This is a genomic window from Microbulbifer aggregans (genome assembly GCF_001750105.1).
GTDB lineage: Bacteria > Pseudomonadota > Gammaproteobacteria > Pseudomonadales > Cellvibrionaceae > Microbulbifer > Microbulbifer aggregans.
Map to the genome: position 1 here is coordinate 2,614,784 of NZ_CP014143.1, position 15,347 is coordinate 2,630,130.

Annotated in this window: 14 protein-coding genes; 3 read left to right on the forward strand and 11 right to left on the reverse strand. The window is 60.4% G+C overall.

What is annotated here, in order from left to right; all coding sequences use genetic code 11:
- Window positions 1–3 precede the first annotated feature (3 nt).
- Both ahpF and ahpC read right to left on the reverse strand, forming a co-directional pair.
- Entirely contained in the window at window positions 4–1,593 is a 1,590-nt protein-coding gene (ahpF, locus tag AUP74_RS11355) for an alkyl hydroperoxide reductase subunit F (RefSeq protein WP_069947665.1), read from the reverse strand.
- An 82-nt stretch (window positions 1,594–1,675) separates the two neighbouring features.
- A complete protein-coding gene (gene ahpC / locus AUP74_RS11360) occupies window positions 1,676–2,242 on the reverse strand; it encodes an alkyl hydroperoxide reductase subunit C (protein WP_069947666.1) in 567 nt (188 codons plus the stop codon).
- Between the two features lie 228 nt (window positions 2,243–2,470).
- Here ahpC and AUP74_RS11365 point away from each other — a divergent pair, with 228 nt between their 5' ends.
- The 3 genes from AUP74_RS11365 to AUP74_RS11375 all read left to right on the forward strand — a co-directional run bounded on the left by AUP74_RS11365 (window position 2,471) and on the right by AUP74_RS11375 (window position 5,008).
- Window positions 2,471–3,787 (forward strand): DUF2157 domain-containing protein, encoded by a 1,317-nt coding sequence (locus AUP74_RS11365; RefSeq protein WP_069947667.1) that lies wholly within the window; start codon window positions 2,471–2,473, stop codon window positions 3,785–3,787.
- The gene (locus AUP74_RS11370) at window positions 3,784–4,314 is read left to right on the forward strand and encodes a GDYXXLXY domain-containing protein (protein WP_226999773.1); all 531 of its coding nucleotides are present in this window, start codon (window positions 3,784–3,786) and stop codon (window positions 4,312–4,314) included. The genes AUP74_RS11365 and AUP74_RS11370 overlap by 4 nt, the downstream gene beginning before the upstream one ends.
- Before the next feature lie 85 nt (window positions 4,315–4,399).
- Entirely contained in the window at window positions 4,400–5,008 is a 609-nt protein-coding gene (locus tag AUP74_RS11375) for a CPBP family intramembrane glutamic endopeptidase (protein WP_069947668.1), read from the forward strand.
- On the opposite strand, the gene AUP74_RS11380 is transcribed toward AUP74_RS11375, so the two are convergent.
- The 9 genes from AUP74_RS11380 to AUP74_RS11420 form a co-directional block, all read right to left on the reverse strand.
- Window positions 4,995–5,579, reverse strand: a complete 585-nt coding sequence (locus AUP74_RS11380) for an exopolysaccharide biosynthesis protein (protein WP_069947669.1) — start codon at window positions 5,577–5,579, stop codon at window positions 4,995–4,997. The genes AUP74_RS11375 and AUP74_RS11380 overlap by 14 nt on opposite strands.
- A gap of 221 nt (window positions 5,580–5,800) precedes the next feature.
- Window positions 5,801–6,391 (reverse strand): Tll0287-like domain-containing protein, encoded by a 591-nt coding sequence (locus AUP74_RS11385; protein ID WP_069947670.1) that lies wholly within the window; start codon window positions 6,389–6,391, stop codon window positions 5,801–5,803.
- Window positions 6,392–6,511: 120 nt separating this feature from the next.
- A complete protein-coding gene (locus AUP74_RS11390; RefSeq protein ID WP_226999774.1) occupies window positions 6,512–7,891 on the reverse strand; it encodes an MBL fold metallo-hydrolase in 1,380 nt (459 codons plus the stop codon).
- Window positions 7,892–8,016: 125 nt separating this feature from the next.
- The gene (locus AUP74_RS11395) at window positions 8,017–11,175 is read right to left on the reverse strand and encodes an efflux RND transporter permease subunit (protein WP_069947672.1); all 3,159 of its coding nucleotides are present in this window, start codon (window positions 11,173–11,175) and stop codon (window positions 8,017–8,019) included.
- A gap of 25 nt (window positions 11,176–11,200) precedes the next feature.
- On the reverse strand, window positions 11,201–12,346 hold the full coding sequence (locus AUP74_RS11400) for an efflux RND transporter periplasmic adaptor subunit (RefSeq protein ID WP_069947673.1): 1,146 nt from the start codon (window positions 12,344–12,346) through the stop codon (window positions 11,201–11,203).
- A 122-nt stretch (window positions 12,347–12,468) separates the two neighbouring features.
- Window positions 12,469–13,131, reverse strand: a complete 663-nt coding sequence (locus AUP74_RS11405; protein ID WP_069947674.1) for an NAD-dependent epimerase/dehydratase family protein — start codon at window positions 13,129–13,131, stop codon at window positions 12,469–12,471.
- Between the two features lie 185 nt (window positions 13,132–13,316).
- Entirely contained in the window at window positions 13,317–13,769 is a 453-nt protein-coding gene (locus AUP74_RS11410) for an NUDIX hydrolase (protein ID WP_069947675.1), read from the reverse strand.
- 105 nt (window positions 13,770–13,874) lie between these two features.
- Window positions 13,875–14,234: a DUF4174 domain-containing protein gene (locus AUP74_RS11415; protein WP_158514565.1), complete on the reverse strand. Its 360-nt coding sequence runs from the start codon at window positions 14,232–14,234 to the stop codon at window positions 13,875–13,877.
- A 221-nt stretch (window positions 14,235–14,455) separates the two neighbouring features.
- The gene (locus AUP74_RS11420) at window positions 14,456–15,004 is read right to left on the reverse strand and encodes an NUDIX hydrolase (protein WP_069947677.1); all 549 of its coding nucleotides are present in this window, start codon (window positions 15,002–15,004) and stop codon (window positions 14,456–14,458) included.
- Window positions 15,005–15,347: the final 343 nt, after the last annotated feature.

Here is a 15,347-nt window from a genome sequence, read left to right on the forward strand (position 1 = left end):
ATATCAGGCGATGTTGGCGAGACCAGCTGCCTCCTCCTGGTCCGCGTCCTCAGAGTGGCGGATCAGGTAGTCGAAGGCACCCAGTGCCGCAGTGGCGCCTGCGCCCATGGAAATCACGATTTGCTTGTAGGGCACAGTAGTCGCGTCGCCCGCGGCAAATACACCGGGCAGTGAAGTCGCGCCGCGCTCGTCGATGACGACTTCACCCATGCGGTTCAGCTCGATATCGCTTTCCTGCAGGAACTCGGTGTTCGGCACCAGCCCGATCTGTACGAACACACCGGCCAGTTCAATGTCCACGCTATTCCCGTTCACACGATCGGTGTAGCGCAGGCCGGTGACCTTGTTGCCGTCCCCGAGAACCTCGGTGGTCTGGGCGTTGGTGATGATATCGACGTTGCCCATGGAGCGGGCCTTGCGCACGAGTACGTCGTCGGCGCGCAGGGTATCGGCGAATTCCAGCACGGTCACATGCTTGACGATACCCGCCAGGTCGATGGCGGCCTCGATGCCGGAGTTACCGCCACCGATGACTGCGACATGCTTGCCCTTGAAGAAGGGGCCATCACAATGGGGGCAGTATGCTACGCCTCTGGTGCGGTACTCCGCCTCGCCGGGCACGCCCAGTTCGCGCCAGCGAGCGCCGGTGGCGAGGACCACAGAGCGACTGGCAAGGGTGGCACCGCTCTCAAGCTCCAGCTCCAACAGTTGCCTGCGCTGAATGCTGGCTGCGCGTTGTTCGCTGATGATGTCTACACCGTACTCCTTCACGTGCTGCTCGAGTCCGGCGGCGAGTTTGGGACCCTCGGTGTAGGGCACGGAGATAAAGTTTTCGATACCGACAGTATCCATTACCTGGCCGCCGAACCGCTCGGCGACGAGCGCGGTGCGAATGCCTTTGCGCGCGGCATAGATGGCTGCGGCAGCACCGGCGGGGCCGCCACCCACCACCAGCACGTCGTACGGATCGCGCGCGTTCAGTTCGTCGACCTTGCGCTCGGCCGCGCCGGTATCCAGCTTGTCCACGATCTCCTGCAGGGTCATGCGGCCCTGGCCGAAGTGCTCGCCGTTCAGGTAGACGGAGGGCACTGCCATGATGTTGCGTTGTTCGACTTCCTGCTGGAACAGGGCACCGTCGATCATCTCGTGGGTGATATTCGGGTTCAGTGTCGCCATCAGATTCAGGGCCTGGACCACATCCGGGCAGTTCTGGCACGACAGTGAGATATAGGTTTCAAAATGGTATTCGCCCTCGAGGCCGCGAATCTGGTCCAGTACCGCTGGATCGGCCTTTGACGGGTGGCCTCCATTCTGCAGCAGGGCCAGCACCAACGAGGTGAATTCGTGGCCCAACGGTATTCCGGCAAAGCTGACCCGGGGCTCCTCGCCTGCCGGCGCAATAGCCATGCTGGGCGTGCGCTTTGCGCTGCCCTGACGGGTCTCAATTTTTTGCGAGAGTTCGGCAATCTGGTCCGCGAGGGATTCCAGTTCCGCTGACTTGGGGCTGTTGTCGCTGGACACACGGATCTCGATCGGATTGACGATATTCTGCAGATAGGTGTCCAGTTGTTTCTTCAGGTTTGCATCCAACATCGGTGTGTCCTGTCTGTATTTAGGGAAAAAGGGCCCACCGGGGTGGGCCAAAAGGGTGGTCTGTTGGGAGTCGGTGTCGGCCTTAGATCTTGCCGACCAGGTCCAGTGACGGAGCCAGAGTCTCTTCACCTTCCTGCCACTTGGCCGGGCAGACTTCGCCCGGGTGGGCGGCGACGTACTGGGCTGCCTTGATCTTGCGCAGAAGGTCGTTGGCATCGCGGCCGATACCGCCGGCGTTGATCTCGACGATCTGGATACGGCCTTCCGGGTCGATGACGAAGGTGCCGCGGTCAGCAATGCCTTCCTCTTCAATCATCACGCCGAAGTTGCGGGTGATGGTGCCGGTGGGGTCGCCGATCATCGGGAACTGGATTTTGCCGATGGTGTCGGAAGTGTCGTGCCACGCCTTGTGGGTGAAGTGGGTATCGGTAGATACGGAGTAGATCTCTACGCCCAGCTTCTTGAACTCTTCATAGTTGTCGGCCAGGTCACCGAGCTCGGTAGGGCAGACAAAGGTAAAGTCGGCCGGGTAGAAGAACACCACGGACCACTTGCCCTTCAGGTCGGCGTCGCTGACGTCGAAGAAGTCGCCGGACTGGTAAGCCTTGGCCTGGAAGGGTTTGATTTCGCTGCCGATGTAACGAGACATATAAATGCTCCTTGTTGAAAGTGGTTGCTGTCTGGTACGGGAAGAATACTATCGGCCTGCAATCATTGATTAAAATTATCTATTTCAATGGTTCTCATTGATAACGATTATCAAACCGCTCCGATAACCTGGCCTCAGGCGGCGCATTGCAGCGTCCGATCTCAAAGCGGATACTGATGGGTCAGCGGGCTCGGTCCCGGGGCGCTGGAATCTACAGGGATATCGGGCATGCGATTGATTCGCTTATTGAAAGGGGAGCTGGCGCGGGAGGCGGCTGAATGGGTCGAGGAGGGCCTGATCAGTGAGTCTCAGGCTGAGGGAATCTGCCGCCGCTACGGCACCGATTACCAGGCCGTCAACAGCCGCACCCAGGGTTATGCCGTGCTGGTGGGGCTGGCCTACCTGTTTCTGGGGCTGGCACTGATCACCCTGTTGGGCGCCAACTGGGATGCCATTCCCCGCGGTGTGCGCATGGGTGGGCTGGTGCTGCTCACCGTCGCTACCCATACGCTGGCCGTCTACCGCTATGCTTGCGGTGAGCGGGGAACCGGGGTTGGATTGATGCTGCTCGGCAACCTGTTCTACGGGGCCTCGATTATCCTCATTGCCCAGATTTACCACCTGGGCGAGCACATGCCGGATGGGGTGTTCTGGTGGGCGCTCGGTTGCCTGCCGTTCGCCCTGGTCACTTGCAATCCGTGGCTGGCGTTGCAGGCAAATTTACTGGCCCTGATCTGGTTTTTCCTCGAGGTGTTCAACGGCTATCTGCCGGGACTCTTCCCGTTGTTCTTCCTGATATCCGCCTATGTTCTCTGGCGCGGTCCCCAGAGCGCCTTGCTCTTATTGGTGGCAGTGGCGAGCGTGGGGCTCTGGGTGGAGTACGGGCTGTCCTGGCTGTGGGGCGATGGCAGTGGGGGGCTATTGTTTGATGTGCGTGGGGAAAATGTTGTGGTTGCCGCAGGGCTGTTCCTGTTGTTGTTCGCCCTTAGCCATTGGCTGTCACAACGGCCAGAATCGAAACCGCGGGATTACGCAGCACTGCTTTCCATCTGGAGCTTGCGCTTCGCGCTGGTATTTATGTTGGTGATGAGTTTTGCCAGTCCGTGGCGGGCGCTGCTCGATTACGACTGGCCACATCAGCTCGGTATGTGGTTGATGCTTATTGTGCTTGGTGCAGCCGGATTGTGGCTTGCCCGCAAGGCGCAGCGGCTCCCCTCCGTCGCACTGCTGTTCGCAACGTTGATCGTTGTGATTCTTGCGGTGATCGTCGATGGCCAACCTGAGCATGCCGTCGGGTTTCAGTTGATCGCCAACTTTGCCCTTCTGGGTACAGGCATCTGGCTGATTGTTCGCGGAATCAACAGTGGCATTTCCCATTATTTCTTCCTCGGGGTGACGGCCATCCTGGCCACAGCCTTCCTGCGCTATATCGACCTGATCGGGGACTATCTCGGCGGGGCCGCGCTGTTTACCCTTTTCGCGCTGCTGCTCCTGTTGGCTGCGCGTTTCTGGAAGCGCGTACGCGAGGGGGAGAGCAGGGCATGATGAAATTGCCGAGTAAGTCTCTGCTACCCCTCACAGCTGCAATCATCTTCCAGGTTCTGGTCCTGATCGGAAGTGTGCTTACGGCACAGGCACCACTGTGGAGCGGTCGGGAGATCCGTATGGAAACCTTACCCGTGGATCCTCGCTCACTGTTCCGTGGCAACTATGCCCGGTTGCAGTATGCCATTTCGGAACTGGATGCTGCCTCCTTGGCAACGGAGCGGCCCCTGCGCAATGGAGAGGTGGTCTATGTCATGCTGGAGCCCGGTAAAAAAGGAGTGTACCGCTACGCTGGTGTGACCCTGGATCAGCCGGAAGAGGGGGTGTTTCTGCGCGGTCGGGTCACCGGCCAATGGTGGCGCAGGGAGGGGGATGTGTACCGAGTCCGCTACGGCATCGAGGCCTTTTTTGCACCGAAAGAGAAAGCCCTGGAGCTTGAGAGGGAGCTTCGCGATGGCGGGGTGGCGGTACTGAGGGTGTCGGATTCCGGCAGGGCGCGGCTGGCGGATATCCTGCCCAAACAGTAACTGACCGTGCCTTTGGCGGCGCCGATGGGAAATCGGTACGCTTTAGAACAGGCAAGTAAAACCACAGCTTGGAAGGGGAAGTGAAATGCAGGACAAGCCATTGACCACGGCGCGGGTATTTCGCATTGCGCTGATTTCCCAGGCGGCGCTACTGCTGCTCGCGCTGCTCGGACTGTGGTTGAGCGCCGTGCAGTTGCCGGCAGTCCGCGGCAATGAAGTGACCTGGATTATTGCTGGCACTATGGCCGCTCTGGCGACCTATGCAGTGGCGGTGTTTCTGACAAGGCTTCCCGGTAGCCTGGGCGCGTCGCTGCGCCGGCTGTGTGCGCTGCTGCATCCGCTGTTTTCGGGGTTCTCGTGGGGGCAGATCGCGGTGGTGGCTCTGGCCGCCGGTATTTGCGAGGAGTTGTTCTTCCGCGTTTTTCTGCAGAGCTGGTTGATGGAGTTTGGACATCCCCTCTGGGGCCTGTTTACTGCATCGCTGCTGTTTGCGTTGCTGCACTTTGCTTCACTGCTCTATTTCACGGTGACGCTGGTGATGGGGCTATTGCTGGGCTGGTTTTACTGGTCCACCGGCAGTGCTCTCGGTGTCATGGTGTGGCACGGCCTGTATGACCTGCTGGCGATCGGCATGCTGGCGAAGTTCCCCCATCTGCTTGGCCTTGAGTCCGCCAACCGTCTCAGATCAGGCTGAACAAAATCATTCCGGCGGTAAGAGCCGTGAGCGCAAAGGCGATAATGGCGAGCAGCCCGTCGTGCGCCACCAGGGCGAGGCCGAATGCCGTCAGGGCCACTCCGGCCATGGAAGCGGAAAAGGGCACCACCTCCATCAGCGGCAGGGCCAGGGCAATGACGACACAGATTCCCGCAATCACGTAAGTCCCGGTGCGGTAGACCAGAAACCGGAAGCGTGGACGCAGCCAGCGGTCGCTGACCTGCGCTGGCCGCTTCAGGAAATGGAGCGCGCGCTGCAGGCTTTTTTCAGAGATGGATCGGCGCAGCAGCCACTGCGGCAGCCAGAAATACTGGCGGCCTAACAGCAGTTGCAGTGCCACTAGCAGCACCAGAATGGCCATGATGGTGGGTACTCCCGGAATGCCGCTCAGGGGTGAGAAAAGAATCAATCCCACCAGTAACAGCAAGGGAGCGAAAGAGCGTCTTCCCACAGCACGGATGACCAGATCCAGGGTCACCCGCTCTTGCGAGGCGGCCTCCCGGCCGATATGTTCGAGCATCTGCTGCAGGCTGGTGAATTCCCGGGACATAGTAAACTGTGGCTACAAAACTGAACCCGCATTCTACTGTGCAGGGGGGCACCCGGCGCAAATGTATTTTCCGCTCGGATCACCTTGGCATAGTCCCGCCGACACTGAATATGATCGATCCAAAGCAGGCGACTGGACATTGAGCCGGTGGCTGTTACTGACGCTCCAACGGGTTGATCCTATCGATAAATAGGTTGAAACCCGTCGTGGTGAGCTTGGCTCTATTCAGTGGAGAGCGCCTTCTCCAGAGTGAACGCACCACGCAGCTCACCCAGTTGATACCCGCGTGCCTTGTCATGCGGGTACAGGCCGTCCAGCTTGTTCTGTACCGCCGGCGACAGGGTGGCGCCATGGCAGGCGAGGCAGGGGCCCTGTACCGGGATGGCCTTCATATAGCGCTGGATTGTTACGCCATCGCGCGTTTCGGTGGTCATGGACTCGAGAGATGCCATGGGTTCACCGGCGTCCAGCCGGGCCTGGAACTTCTCCAGCTGCCGGCGCTCCCAGTCGTCCGGAGTATTGGCCGGGTTCCGCACTTTCAGGCTGGTTCGCCCGACCTGCCAGCCGGTCTCTTCCGATATCTGCTCTGTCAGGGGCATGGCCTTGAGATTGCACACCGAAATGGCCTCCACCGCCCCTCCTTTTTGCATGGCCGAGACCAGCTCCTGCTTGAGAGTTTTACCCAGAGCGACGGCAGCCTGTCGCGCCTGTTGGGTCGCGATATCAGCTTCCTCTGCCCATGCAACGTTCAGGGCTACCGGCAATGCGAGAGCGAAAGGAATGGTAACGGTAACAGCGAAGAGTGCTTTCATTTTGATTTTTTTGTGTTGGTGTTGCAGTGAGCGCAGGTCAGCTGCCCCAAGACGTCGGCAATTCGCCAGAGAAGCTGACCGTCTCATGGAGTCCCTTGTATCGGTTGCGACACCTTCCCGTCAATCTCCCGAGGCCACATCATTTCCTTTTGCTTTCCAGGCGCCCATGGAGCCGAGGAAGATATCGACCTTGTCGAAACCGGTGCGCCTGAGGATAGATGCGGCGATCGTGGCACGTGCACCACTGGCACACATCACGGTGTAGTGTTTGTCTTTTGCGAGCTTTTCCAGTTGCTCCGGCAAGTGTCCCACGTAAATACATCGGGCAGTGGGAATGACCCCTTCGGCGACTTCTTTTTTACCGCGTACGTCGAGTAACTGCCAGCCGTCACCGCCGTCGTGTACACGAGTTTTCACGGTGTCGACGTCCACCACGGGGACGCTGCCAAAAGGTCGCCCGGCGGCGGCCCAGCCCGGCATGGCGGTGTTGAGAAAGCCCAGTACCCGGTCGTAGCCAATACGGGCGAGATGGCGCGCCGCCGACTCGGCCTGCGCGCTGCCGTCAGCAACCAGGATGATTTCATCCGTTGCATCCAGGTACCAACCGGCAAATGCGGGGAGCATGTCGCAGGGAATCGCGAGACTGCCGGGTAGGTGGGCGCCCTGATAGGCGCTGGCGCTCCGCACGTCGATGACCTCGGCCTTTTCAATCAGTCGGTGCACATCATCGGCATCCAGCACAGGGGGCGTCACTACGCGGGCGGCCGGAGCACTGCCATCCAGGTTGAGCTGCTCCATATTGTGAAAGTAGGGCGGCTGCTCGTGGTGTTCGGCCACTTTCCTAGCGATAAACTTTTCACGATCAGTAATTAAAAGCATCGGGTTGTTGACCCGCTCGTAACCGAGGGTGGAAAAGTCCCGATCGGCCATATTGTCACCACACACGGAGCCGGCGCCATGTGCTGGATAGAGAATGGTCTGGTCGCCGAGCGAAAGGATTTTTTGCAGGCTGTCATAGAGGAGACCGGCGACTTCCTCTTTGCGATCCGGATAAAAGTCTGTGCGTCCCACATCACCGACGAACAGGGCATCACCGCTGAATACACCGATTGCCTGATTACCGAAGTCCTGGTCGTAGATGGCAAACGAAAGGCTGTCATCGGTATGGCCGGGTGTTTCCAGCACTTTCAACAGCATGGAGCCAAAGCTGAAGTCATCCCCCTCGCGCACAGTGTCGGCGTAGGTAACCTCACCGGCGGCATTTGGTCCGTGATGGACCGCGGCGCCGGTCAATTCGGCGAGGATCGGGGCCCCGGAAATCAGGTCTTCATTGCGATGGGTCTCAAAAATATGGGTGATCCGGCAGCCACGCTGGCGGGCCATTTCCGCATAAATTTCGCAGTCCCGGCGGGGATCGATGACGGCAGCTTCACTGCCATCACCAATCAGGTAGGAGAGCTGGGCGAGTCCGGGGGACTTGATGGGTTCGACAAACATCATATCTCCTCGATCTTTCTGCTGATGGAGAGGCGGGCAGGGCGATCACAGCGCTTTACCCTCTTACCTTAGTCCCTGAAGGCGAAGGGGTGAGAGTTCAACCCCCAGACTGTACTAGTTGGCGGGCGCTACCCGTCGGACTGCTCGCTGTGCCGCGCCTGCAGCCGCTCGTGCCAGTTGAGCGCAATGACCGTCAGGGCCGGCAACATGGTGAGAGTCACCAGGGTGGCGCCGATGATGCCACTCATCACAATGATGCCCACGCCGCGGTAAAGCTCCGTGCCGGCGCCGGGCAGGAAGACCAGCGGCGCCAGGCCACAGATGGTGGTGATACTGGAAATGGCAATCGGCCGCAGTCGTGAACTGACAGCCTCCTGTACCGCATCGACGGGAGGCAGCCCCTCTTCCTTCATGTTACTGATCGCTCTGTGCACGATCAGGATGGGATTGTTGACCACCGTGCCCATCAGGATCAGGAAGCCGAGCATGGAGATCATGTCGAATGGCTGGTGAAAGCCCTCCAGGCCCATGCTCCGCAATAGGCCACCGACCAGGTTCATCAGCGCCAGGCCCGCGATGCCGCCGGCGATGCCCAACGGGATCGTGGTCATGATCAGCAGCGGATAACCCCAGTGGGAGAAGATGGCCACCATCAACAGGTAAACGATCAGCAGTGCCACCACGTAGTTGCTGCTCAGGGACTCGCGGGTGGCATCCAGCTGGTCGGCCGCTCCGGAAATGGTCAGGCTGACTCCGGCGGGCACCTGTCCAGTGTCTTTCAGGTGTTGCACAAGCGCAGTGCGAACCCGCTCCACGCCGGTTTCCAGGGCCACGGAGCGGGGAGGAATAATATTGAGGGTAACGGTACGCCGGCCATCCACCCTGCGCACCGTGCTGGTGTCCACTGTCTCAATGGTTTCCGCCAGCTCCGAAAGCGGCAGGACGGTGCCTACCGGGGTATAGATAAAAATGTTCTGCAGGGTATCGACCGTGGCTTCGGGGCCTTCACGGTTGTAGAGGTACATGTCGATCTTGTCGTCATCGAGGAAAAACTCGTTGACGAAGGCCCCGTCGGTGAGTGCGGCAACGGTGAAACCGATATCCTCGGCGGTCATCCCGACTTCGGCGGCCCGGTCCCAGCGCGGCCGCACCTGCAGCAGTGGCTGCGCGAGGGCGAGGCTGGAGGGGCGTGTCTGGATACTGGGGTTGTCGAAGATTTCCTCGGCACGTCCATAGGCGGCCCGCGCCACCTCGTACAAATCGGCCAGGTTTGGCCCCGAGATATCGAGGTTGACGCTGCGGGTGCCGCCGTCGTTGCTGCTGATGATGGAACCGCGGGTGGCGAAGGCGCGCATTCCCGGATAGGTCTCGTATTTGGCGACGATCGCCTCCATCAACTCATCGATATGGCGGGGGTCCTTGGTTTCGGAAATGATGCGGATACTCTGCGGCGAAACACGCATGTTCACGTACTTCATCGCCGGTACCTCGACCTCACCCCGCTCAAAAGCCGCCGGCTCGTCCTGCACAAAAGGAAGAAAGTATTCATGCAGCTCCCCGGCGATGGCTTCCATCGTATCCATGTTGTAACCGGGCGGAGCGTTCATGCTGGCAAAGGTTTTGGCTTCCTCACCCTCGGGGAGATACTCGGCTGGCGGCGTCAGCAGCAACACGATCGCCAGGCTGGTCAGAACGGTGATGCCGATACAGTAGAGACGCCGGGCGGGTGTGGCGATCGGCCAGTCGATTTTTCCCAGCACCACATTTCTCAGTGCACTGTCCGGGTGTTGCAGGGTGTCGTCACCGAAACCAAGTCGTGCGGCAGCGGTGGGAATGACCGTGATGGCCACCAGCATGGAGGTAAGGATGGCCGCGGAAATGGCAATGGCGATGTCTGAATACAGCTGACCGGCTTCCTCGGCAATAAAGACCACCGGCAGGAACACCATGACCGTGGTGAGGGTAGAGGCGAGCACCGCGGGCCAGACCCGCTGCACACCCGCAACTGCCGCCTTCAGGCGGTCGAGCCCCCGGCGCCGTTCCAGTTCGATGCTCTCCAGCACCACGATACTGTTGTCCAGGGTCATGCCGATGGCGAAGGCCACTCCGGCCAGGGAAATTACATTGATGGTGCGCCCGGTGACCAGCAACCCGATAAACGCAGCGATGGTACAGATGGGAATACCCACCACACCGAGTGCCGTGGCCCGCGGGGAGCGCAGGAACAGGTACATGATGGCAGTGGCCAGGAGGGCGCCCAGTAACAGGTTCTTCCACACGTTAAAGACAGAATCCTGCACATAGCCCACGTCGTCGGCGGTCAGTGCCAGCTCCATGCCCTCCGGGTGCAACAGCTCGGCATTGATGCGTTCCATCTCTTCCATCATCGCGCGCTTGATGGCAATGACGTTGGAGCCGCTCTCCCGCCGGACCGAGAGGCCGATCGACGGCAGGCCATCGACGTAGGAACTACTGCGGATCTTGAAATGGTCCAGGCTCACCTCGGCCACATCGCCGAGCCGCACGATGCCGTCGCCGCTGCGCTGCAGCACCATCTGGCGCAGGTCGTCCAGGTCCTGGAAGCGCCCCAGGGTGCGCAGCAGGTAGCGGCGCTTGCCGCTCTCGACCTCGCCACCGGATACATCGCGGTTGCGCAGGGTGATGGCGAGGCGCACGTTGTTGAGGGTCAGGTTTCTCTCTGCCAGGCGCTCGGGAATGAGGCGGATCTGGATTTGCCGCTCGGCACCCCCCCAGACATCCACCTGGGCCACGCCCGGCACGCCGGACATGCGCGGGCGCACATTGTCCTCGACGAAGTCCCGCATCATATCCATATCCAGGTTGCGCGGATTACCCGGCAGCGGTGAAATGCGGAAATACATAAATGCGTTGGCGGAAAATGAGGTGGCATAAACACGCGGCTCGTCCACATTGAGTGGATAGCGCGGCACCTGGGTAAGGGCATTATTGACGCGAATCAGGGTCTCGGTTATATCCACCCCGAACGGGAATTCCAGCTCGATTTCCGCACTGCCCAGATCTGCCGTGGCCTGAAGTTCCTGCAGGTAGGGGATATTGCGCAGGTACTCTTCCTGCTCGATCAGGATTTCCTTCTCGATATCCTGCGGGGTGGTGCCGGCCCAGTTGGTCTGGATGGTGACGGTGCGCACCTCCAGGTCGGGAATCATCTGCACCGGGATACGCAGTGCCGCCACCACACCCAGGATCACAATGATCAGCGCGGTGACCGTCACCAGGATGCCGTTGCGGATGATCTGCTCGAACATGCTACCTGTGCCTGCCTCCCGGACCTCAGCCCGGCGCCGGTGCGCGGCTCTCTTGTGGTGCCCGCTGCAGGATGACCTGCTGCCCGTCCCGCAGACTCTCGTTGCCGCGGGTTATGACGGTGGCGTTGGGGCTCAGTCCCTCGCGTATCTCTATCCAGCCGTCGAAGCCCAGACCAGTCTGCACCGGCTGCTCGCGCACCGTGGTTTTCGCCCCCCAGTCCGCCTGTGCGGCGACCCAGACGGTGACACGACCGTCCGGGTAGCGGATCACGGCATCCCGCGGCACGGCCACGGCAGTGCGCTCCGTACCCAGGCGCAATGTGGCCGAGACGGACATGCCGGCAATCAATTCCGGTGTGCGCTCGCCGGTGATTTCGGTGCGCAGGAGAAAAGTGCGTGCACCGCTGCGGCTCAGGGGCACCTTGTGCAGAACCCGGGCCGGGAAGCGCCGGGCCCCACTGGCATCAAACTGCACCTCCAGCGGCGTTTCCTCGCTGATGCGCCCGTAGACCCGTTGTGGCACCTCGAAATCCGCGCGAAGCCGGCGCGCGTCCACCAGCTCGAAAAGGGCGACACCCGGCTCAACCCACTCCCCCAGTTCCGCCATGCGTTGGGCAATGGCACCGGTAAACGGCGCCTTCACCTGGTGGCGGCGCAACAGGGCAGACTGCCGCTCGGCCTCGATCTGGGCAGCGCGGAATTCGGCCTCGCGAATACGCACCTCGGAAGTCAGTGCCAGTACCTCGGTTTCCGAGATGTAGTTGTCTCCGACCAGGGCCTGTGCCTCGCCCAGGCGACGGCGGCTCTCCGCCAGCGCCTCGCGGGCCTGTTCCACTTCGGCCAGTGCGGCGTCGCGGGCAATGCCATTCAACTCCCGGTCCAGTTCCAGGAGCGGCGCTCCGGCCTCGACGCGGTCGCCGACATCCACATGCATTTTGTTGACCAGCCCCGCGACCTCCACGGAGAGCATGGCCTGGCGAGGGGGTGTCAGGGTACCTGTCACCGGGATCGTCTCGACCACTGGCCGCCGGGCGGCAGGCACTGCCTGCACGGAAATAGCAGTCTGGCCCTCCTGCGCCTGCACGAACGACACTGCGGCGATAGCAAGCACCGTGGCTGCGCCGAGAGTCGTTATGAACTTTGTCAGTATTTCACTGGCAATGCGCAGCATCGAGATCCTGACGGGTCGTTATCGTTGGTGCGCCGTTACAGGACTGATGGCGCGGTTTGCGTAAGTCTAGCTGCCCTGTGTTGCTCTAGCGGGATACCGCTCACCCGCGACAAGCGGATCGCTCAGGAGGGGACATTCTTGTCGGGGAACACTTCGTCCAGGCTGAAGAACTCGAGCGCAGGTCCGGGCGTTGTACTGACCTGCACCATCTTTTCTGCGACCTGATCCCCCCGAATCGGGCGAAAGCGGCGCAGGCCAGGCAGTGTGCACAGTAGCGGCAGGATCCAGCTGCCCAGCTTTTCGCCAAGCCGCAGGTGGTTGCGTTCGCCCAGGAGGAGCGAGGGGCGGAAGATACTGATGCGCTCATAGGGCAGGGCGCGCACGACCTCCTCCAGCTCTCCTTTCATTTTGAGGTAGGGGTTGGAACTCTGGGCGCTGGCGCCGCTGGAGGAAACCAGAAGGTAGTGGCTTATCCCACCGCGGGCGCCCAGTTCCGCGGCCTGCTGTTGCATTATCAGATCGACCTGGCGTTGTGCTTCGATGGAGCCCGCCTGGCGGCGGGTGGTGCCGAGGCAGGAAAAGAGCCAGCGGCCGCGAAACAGCTCGCCGTAGTCCTCCAGTCGCGCAAAATCCGCCACCCGGTTTTCCACCTTCGCACTGGCGTGAGGCGCAGGGCGACGGGTAAGGGTGATGATTTTTTCAATATGTGGGGCTTCGGCGAGCCGATCGGTGAGGGCAGCGCCCACCAGACCGGTGGCGCCAATAACGATGGCTGTGGCTGACATAACAGGGCTTCAGTGGCAAAAAGTGGCTCTGACAGTGCATTACCGGGACGAGCAACGTCAACCGCCAAAAAAGGCGGATTGATTGGCCGAGATCCATCGCCAGCACGGGTCTCCGCAAGCAAGAGCGTCTCGGGGGATGGCGGCTGTTATTAGCTGGGGACGGATGGCATGTGCATGGGAAGCCGTTAACTTTCGTTATCGCGCCCCTCTACACGGCCTTGCCACTCCGGTAGCGCTGGCAGTATGTCGGCGAAGAAATCCCTCGCCTCCGGAAAAGTCCGCTCGAGATTGGCGAACTCATTCGGGTAGATCCAGCGCGCCGCCGCTACCTCGTCATCGGCTACCTTCAAATTTCCAGCGATAGGGTTAGCGAGCCACCAGTAAAGATCGTAGTTGGCGCCGTGCGCCGGACATTGCCAGACGCAGCGAATGGGTTGCACTGTCAGTCCGACCTCTTCCCGGGTTTCTCGGATGACAGCGGCAGGCTGATCCTCCCCCGGCTCAATTTTGCCCGCCGGCGGGGTCCAGTACCCGGCCGCGGGTACCTTGTCGCCACGGAGGATCACGAGAATCCGCTGGTCACTCATTATCACAGTGACGACGGCCTTTCCCCTGTGTGTGGCCGAGCCTTTATGCATGATCCCTAGATGCCTGTTCCCGAGTTTTTGGGGCTTCTTTCCAGCGAGGGGACTGCCTGATGCCGCCAGCAGTACAGGCTGTTTTCAAGCTGCGTTGCGCTGATTCTAGCGCTCGATTTCCTGCTTGCGCATCGGCATGGCATCGATCAGAGAAAAGACGTTTTCAAGATTCAACTCGGGGGCCCGGTGTTTTACTCCACCATCCTTGCCGATGAGTACGACGTTGTCGCCGGCCTGCGGGAAATAGCCTTCCAGGAGTTTATCCGCGAAATCTTCCGCAAGTGCTCCCGGGTAGTTTGTTTGCACGATGTTCCTTGCGGCAACAATGAACCAGACCATATCTCGGTCAGTGACCCCCGCTTCGGCTTCGCGTAACTCCCGGGCTGCGCCATCCGTTTCCGTGGCGGCTCGGACGAGCAGAATACGGTTTTTCCACTGCAGCTGATCGAGGCTTTGCAGGGGCATTTCTGATGCTCCTCCAGAGAGGCTGAATGCACTCAACAGGGCGAAGAGAGAGGCCATGGCGGGGAGGGGAAATGTCGGCATGTTGCTTCTCGCTGTGGGGGTGGTCCCGATTACGCCACCGGCCTGTAAATGGGGCGCGCCTTTTCTGTCCCGATTTGGCTCTGTCCCCAAGTTCACCTGGATTCTGCCCTGTGCATTCAGTGTTCAAGGTGGCGAAACAGCTATTGGGGCGGTGCGGATTGCTCGGCTCTCGTGCGGCGGTAGCGGCGAATATACGGTTTGTGGGTGTAGATGATGTCCTCGGGGAGATCGGCCAGTTTGAAAAACTGGAACCCGGCGATCTCGGCATCACGGATTTCGACACCCTCTCCGCCCAGCCGGCCGCGGATGGCGACATTGATGATTTCCGACCTGGGCACCTTGGTCACTTCCAGCACCTCGAAGTCCTCGATTGCTATTCCCAGTTCTTCCTGCAATTCACGTCGTGCGGACTCCTCAAAGGACTCGTTTCTTTCCAGCCAGCCTCCGGGCAGTGCCCACTTGTCCTGGTAGGAGTGCCTGACGAGAAGCAGCTCATCGCCCCGCTCGACGAAGTAGATCATGCCCACCACAAACTTATCGGCTACGGCATAGGAGATATCCCAGCGAACGGGAGGGGAAAGACGGCGATAGACCTCGTACTTGAGGCCTGGGAACAGGATAAACAACAGGGCTGTGAGAGCGCCCAGCAGAAACAGGGCGAGCGCAGTTTTTTTCAGGAAAGATCGCATTTCCCCAGAGTATCCCGCGGTAACGGCAGAGGACCAGGGTTCAATGGTAGCAGGATCGGGTGGTGAATGCTGCCAGTGGCGAGTTGGGCCTCAGGTGCAATGAGTCAGCGAGAGTCGGGATGCACCACTTTCCTTCCTCTTTATGATCCCTCCGGATGATCAGTGCCGGGCCGAGGAAGGTTGGGCCTTTTGCCGGTTGAGGGGAGGTTCGGGCGCATGCTCGATATAGCGTTTCGACCCATACATATTCCTCTCCCTGGAAACCGACCAGAGATTGGCGTGTGACTATTCTTCCTGGTCGTCACTTCCCTCCTGTCTGCCCTTCAGAACTCTGAATCTCTTA

Excerpts from the sequence above, each read along its gene's own strand:
- ahpF (WP_069947665.1), bottom strand. The coding sequence starts at position 1,593 with ATGTTGGATGCAAACCTGAAGAAACAACTGGACACCTATCTGCAGAAT.
- ahpC (WP_069947666.1), bottom strand. The coding sequence starts at position 2,242 with ATGTCTCGTTACATCGGCAGCGAAATCAAACCCTTCCAGGCCAAGGCT.
- AUP74_RS11365 (WP_069947667.1), top strand. The coding sequence starts at position 2,471 with ATGCGATTGATTCGCTTATTGAAAGGGGAGCTGGCGCGGGAGGCGGCT.
- AUP74_RS11370 (WP_226999773.1), top strand. The coding sequence starts at position 3,784 with ATGATGAAATTGCCGAGTAAGTCTCTGCTACCCCTCACAGCTGCAATC.
- AUP74_RS11375 (WP_069947668.1), top strand. The coding sequence starts at position 4,400 with ATGCAGGACAAGCCATTGACCACGGCGCGGGTATTTCGCATTGCGCTG.
- AUP74_RS11380 (WP_069947669.1), bottom strand. The coding sequence starts at position 5,579 with ATGTCCCGGGAATTCACCAGCCTGCAGCAGATGCTCGAACATATCGGC.
- AUP74_RS11385 (WP_069947670.1), bottom strand. The coding sequence starts at position 6,391 with ATGAAAGCACTCTTCGCTGTTACCGTTACCATTCCTTTCGCTCTCGCA.
- AUP74_RS11390 (WP_226999774.1), bottom strand. The coding sequence starts at position 7,891 with ATGATGTTTGTCGAACCCATCAAGTCCCCCGGACTCGCCCAGCTCTCC.
- AUP74_RS11395 (WP_069947672.1), bottom strand. The coding sequence starts at position 11,175 with ATGTTCGAGCAGATCATCCGCAACGGCATCCTGGTGACGGTCACCGCG.
- AUP74_RS11400 (WP_069947673.1), bottom strand. The coding sequence starts at position 12,346 with ATGCTGCGCATTGCCAGTGAAATACTGACAAAGTTCATAACGACTCTC.
- AUP74_RS11405 (WP_069947674.1), bottom strand. The coding sequence starts at position 13,131 with ATGTCAGCCACAGCCATCGTTATTGGCGCCACCGGTCTGGTGGGCGCT.
- AUP74_RS11410 (WP_069947675.1), bottom strand. The coding sequence starts at position 13,769 with ATGCATAAAGGCTCGGCCACACACAGGGGAAAGGCCGTCGTCACTGTG.
- AUP74_RS11415 (WP_158514565.1), bottom strand. The coding sequence starts at position 14,234 with ATGCCCCTGCAAAGCCTCGATCAGCTGCAGTGGAAAAACCGTATTCTG.
- AUP74_RS11420 (WP_069947677.1), bottom strand. The coding sequence starts at position 15,004 with ATGCGATCTTTCCTGAAAAAAACTGCGCTCGCCCTGTTTCTGCTGGGC.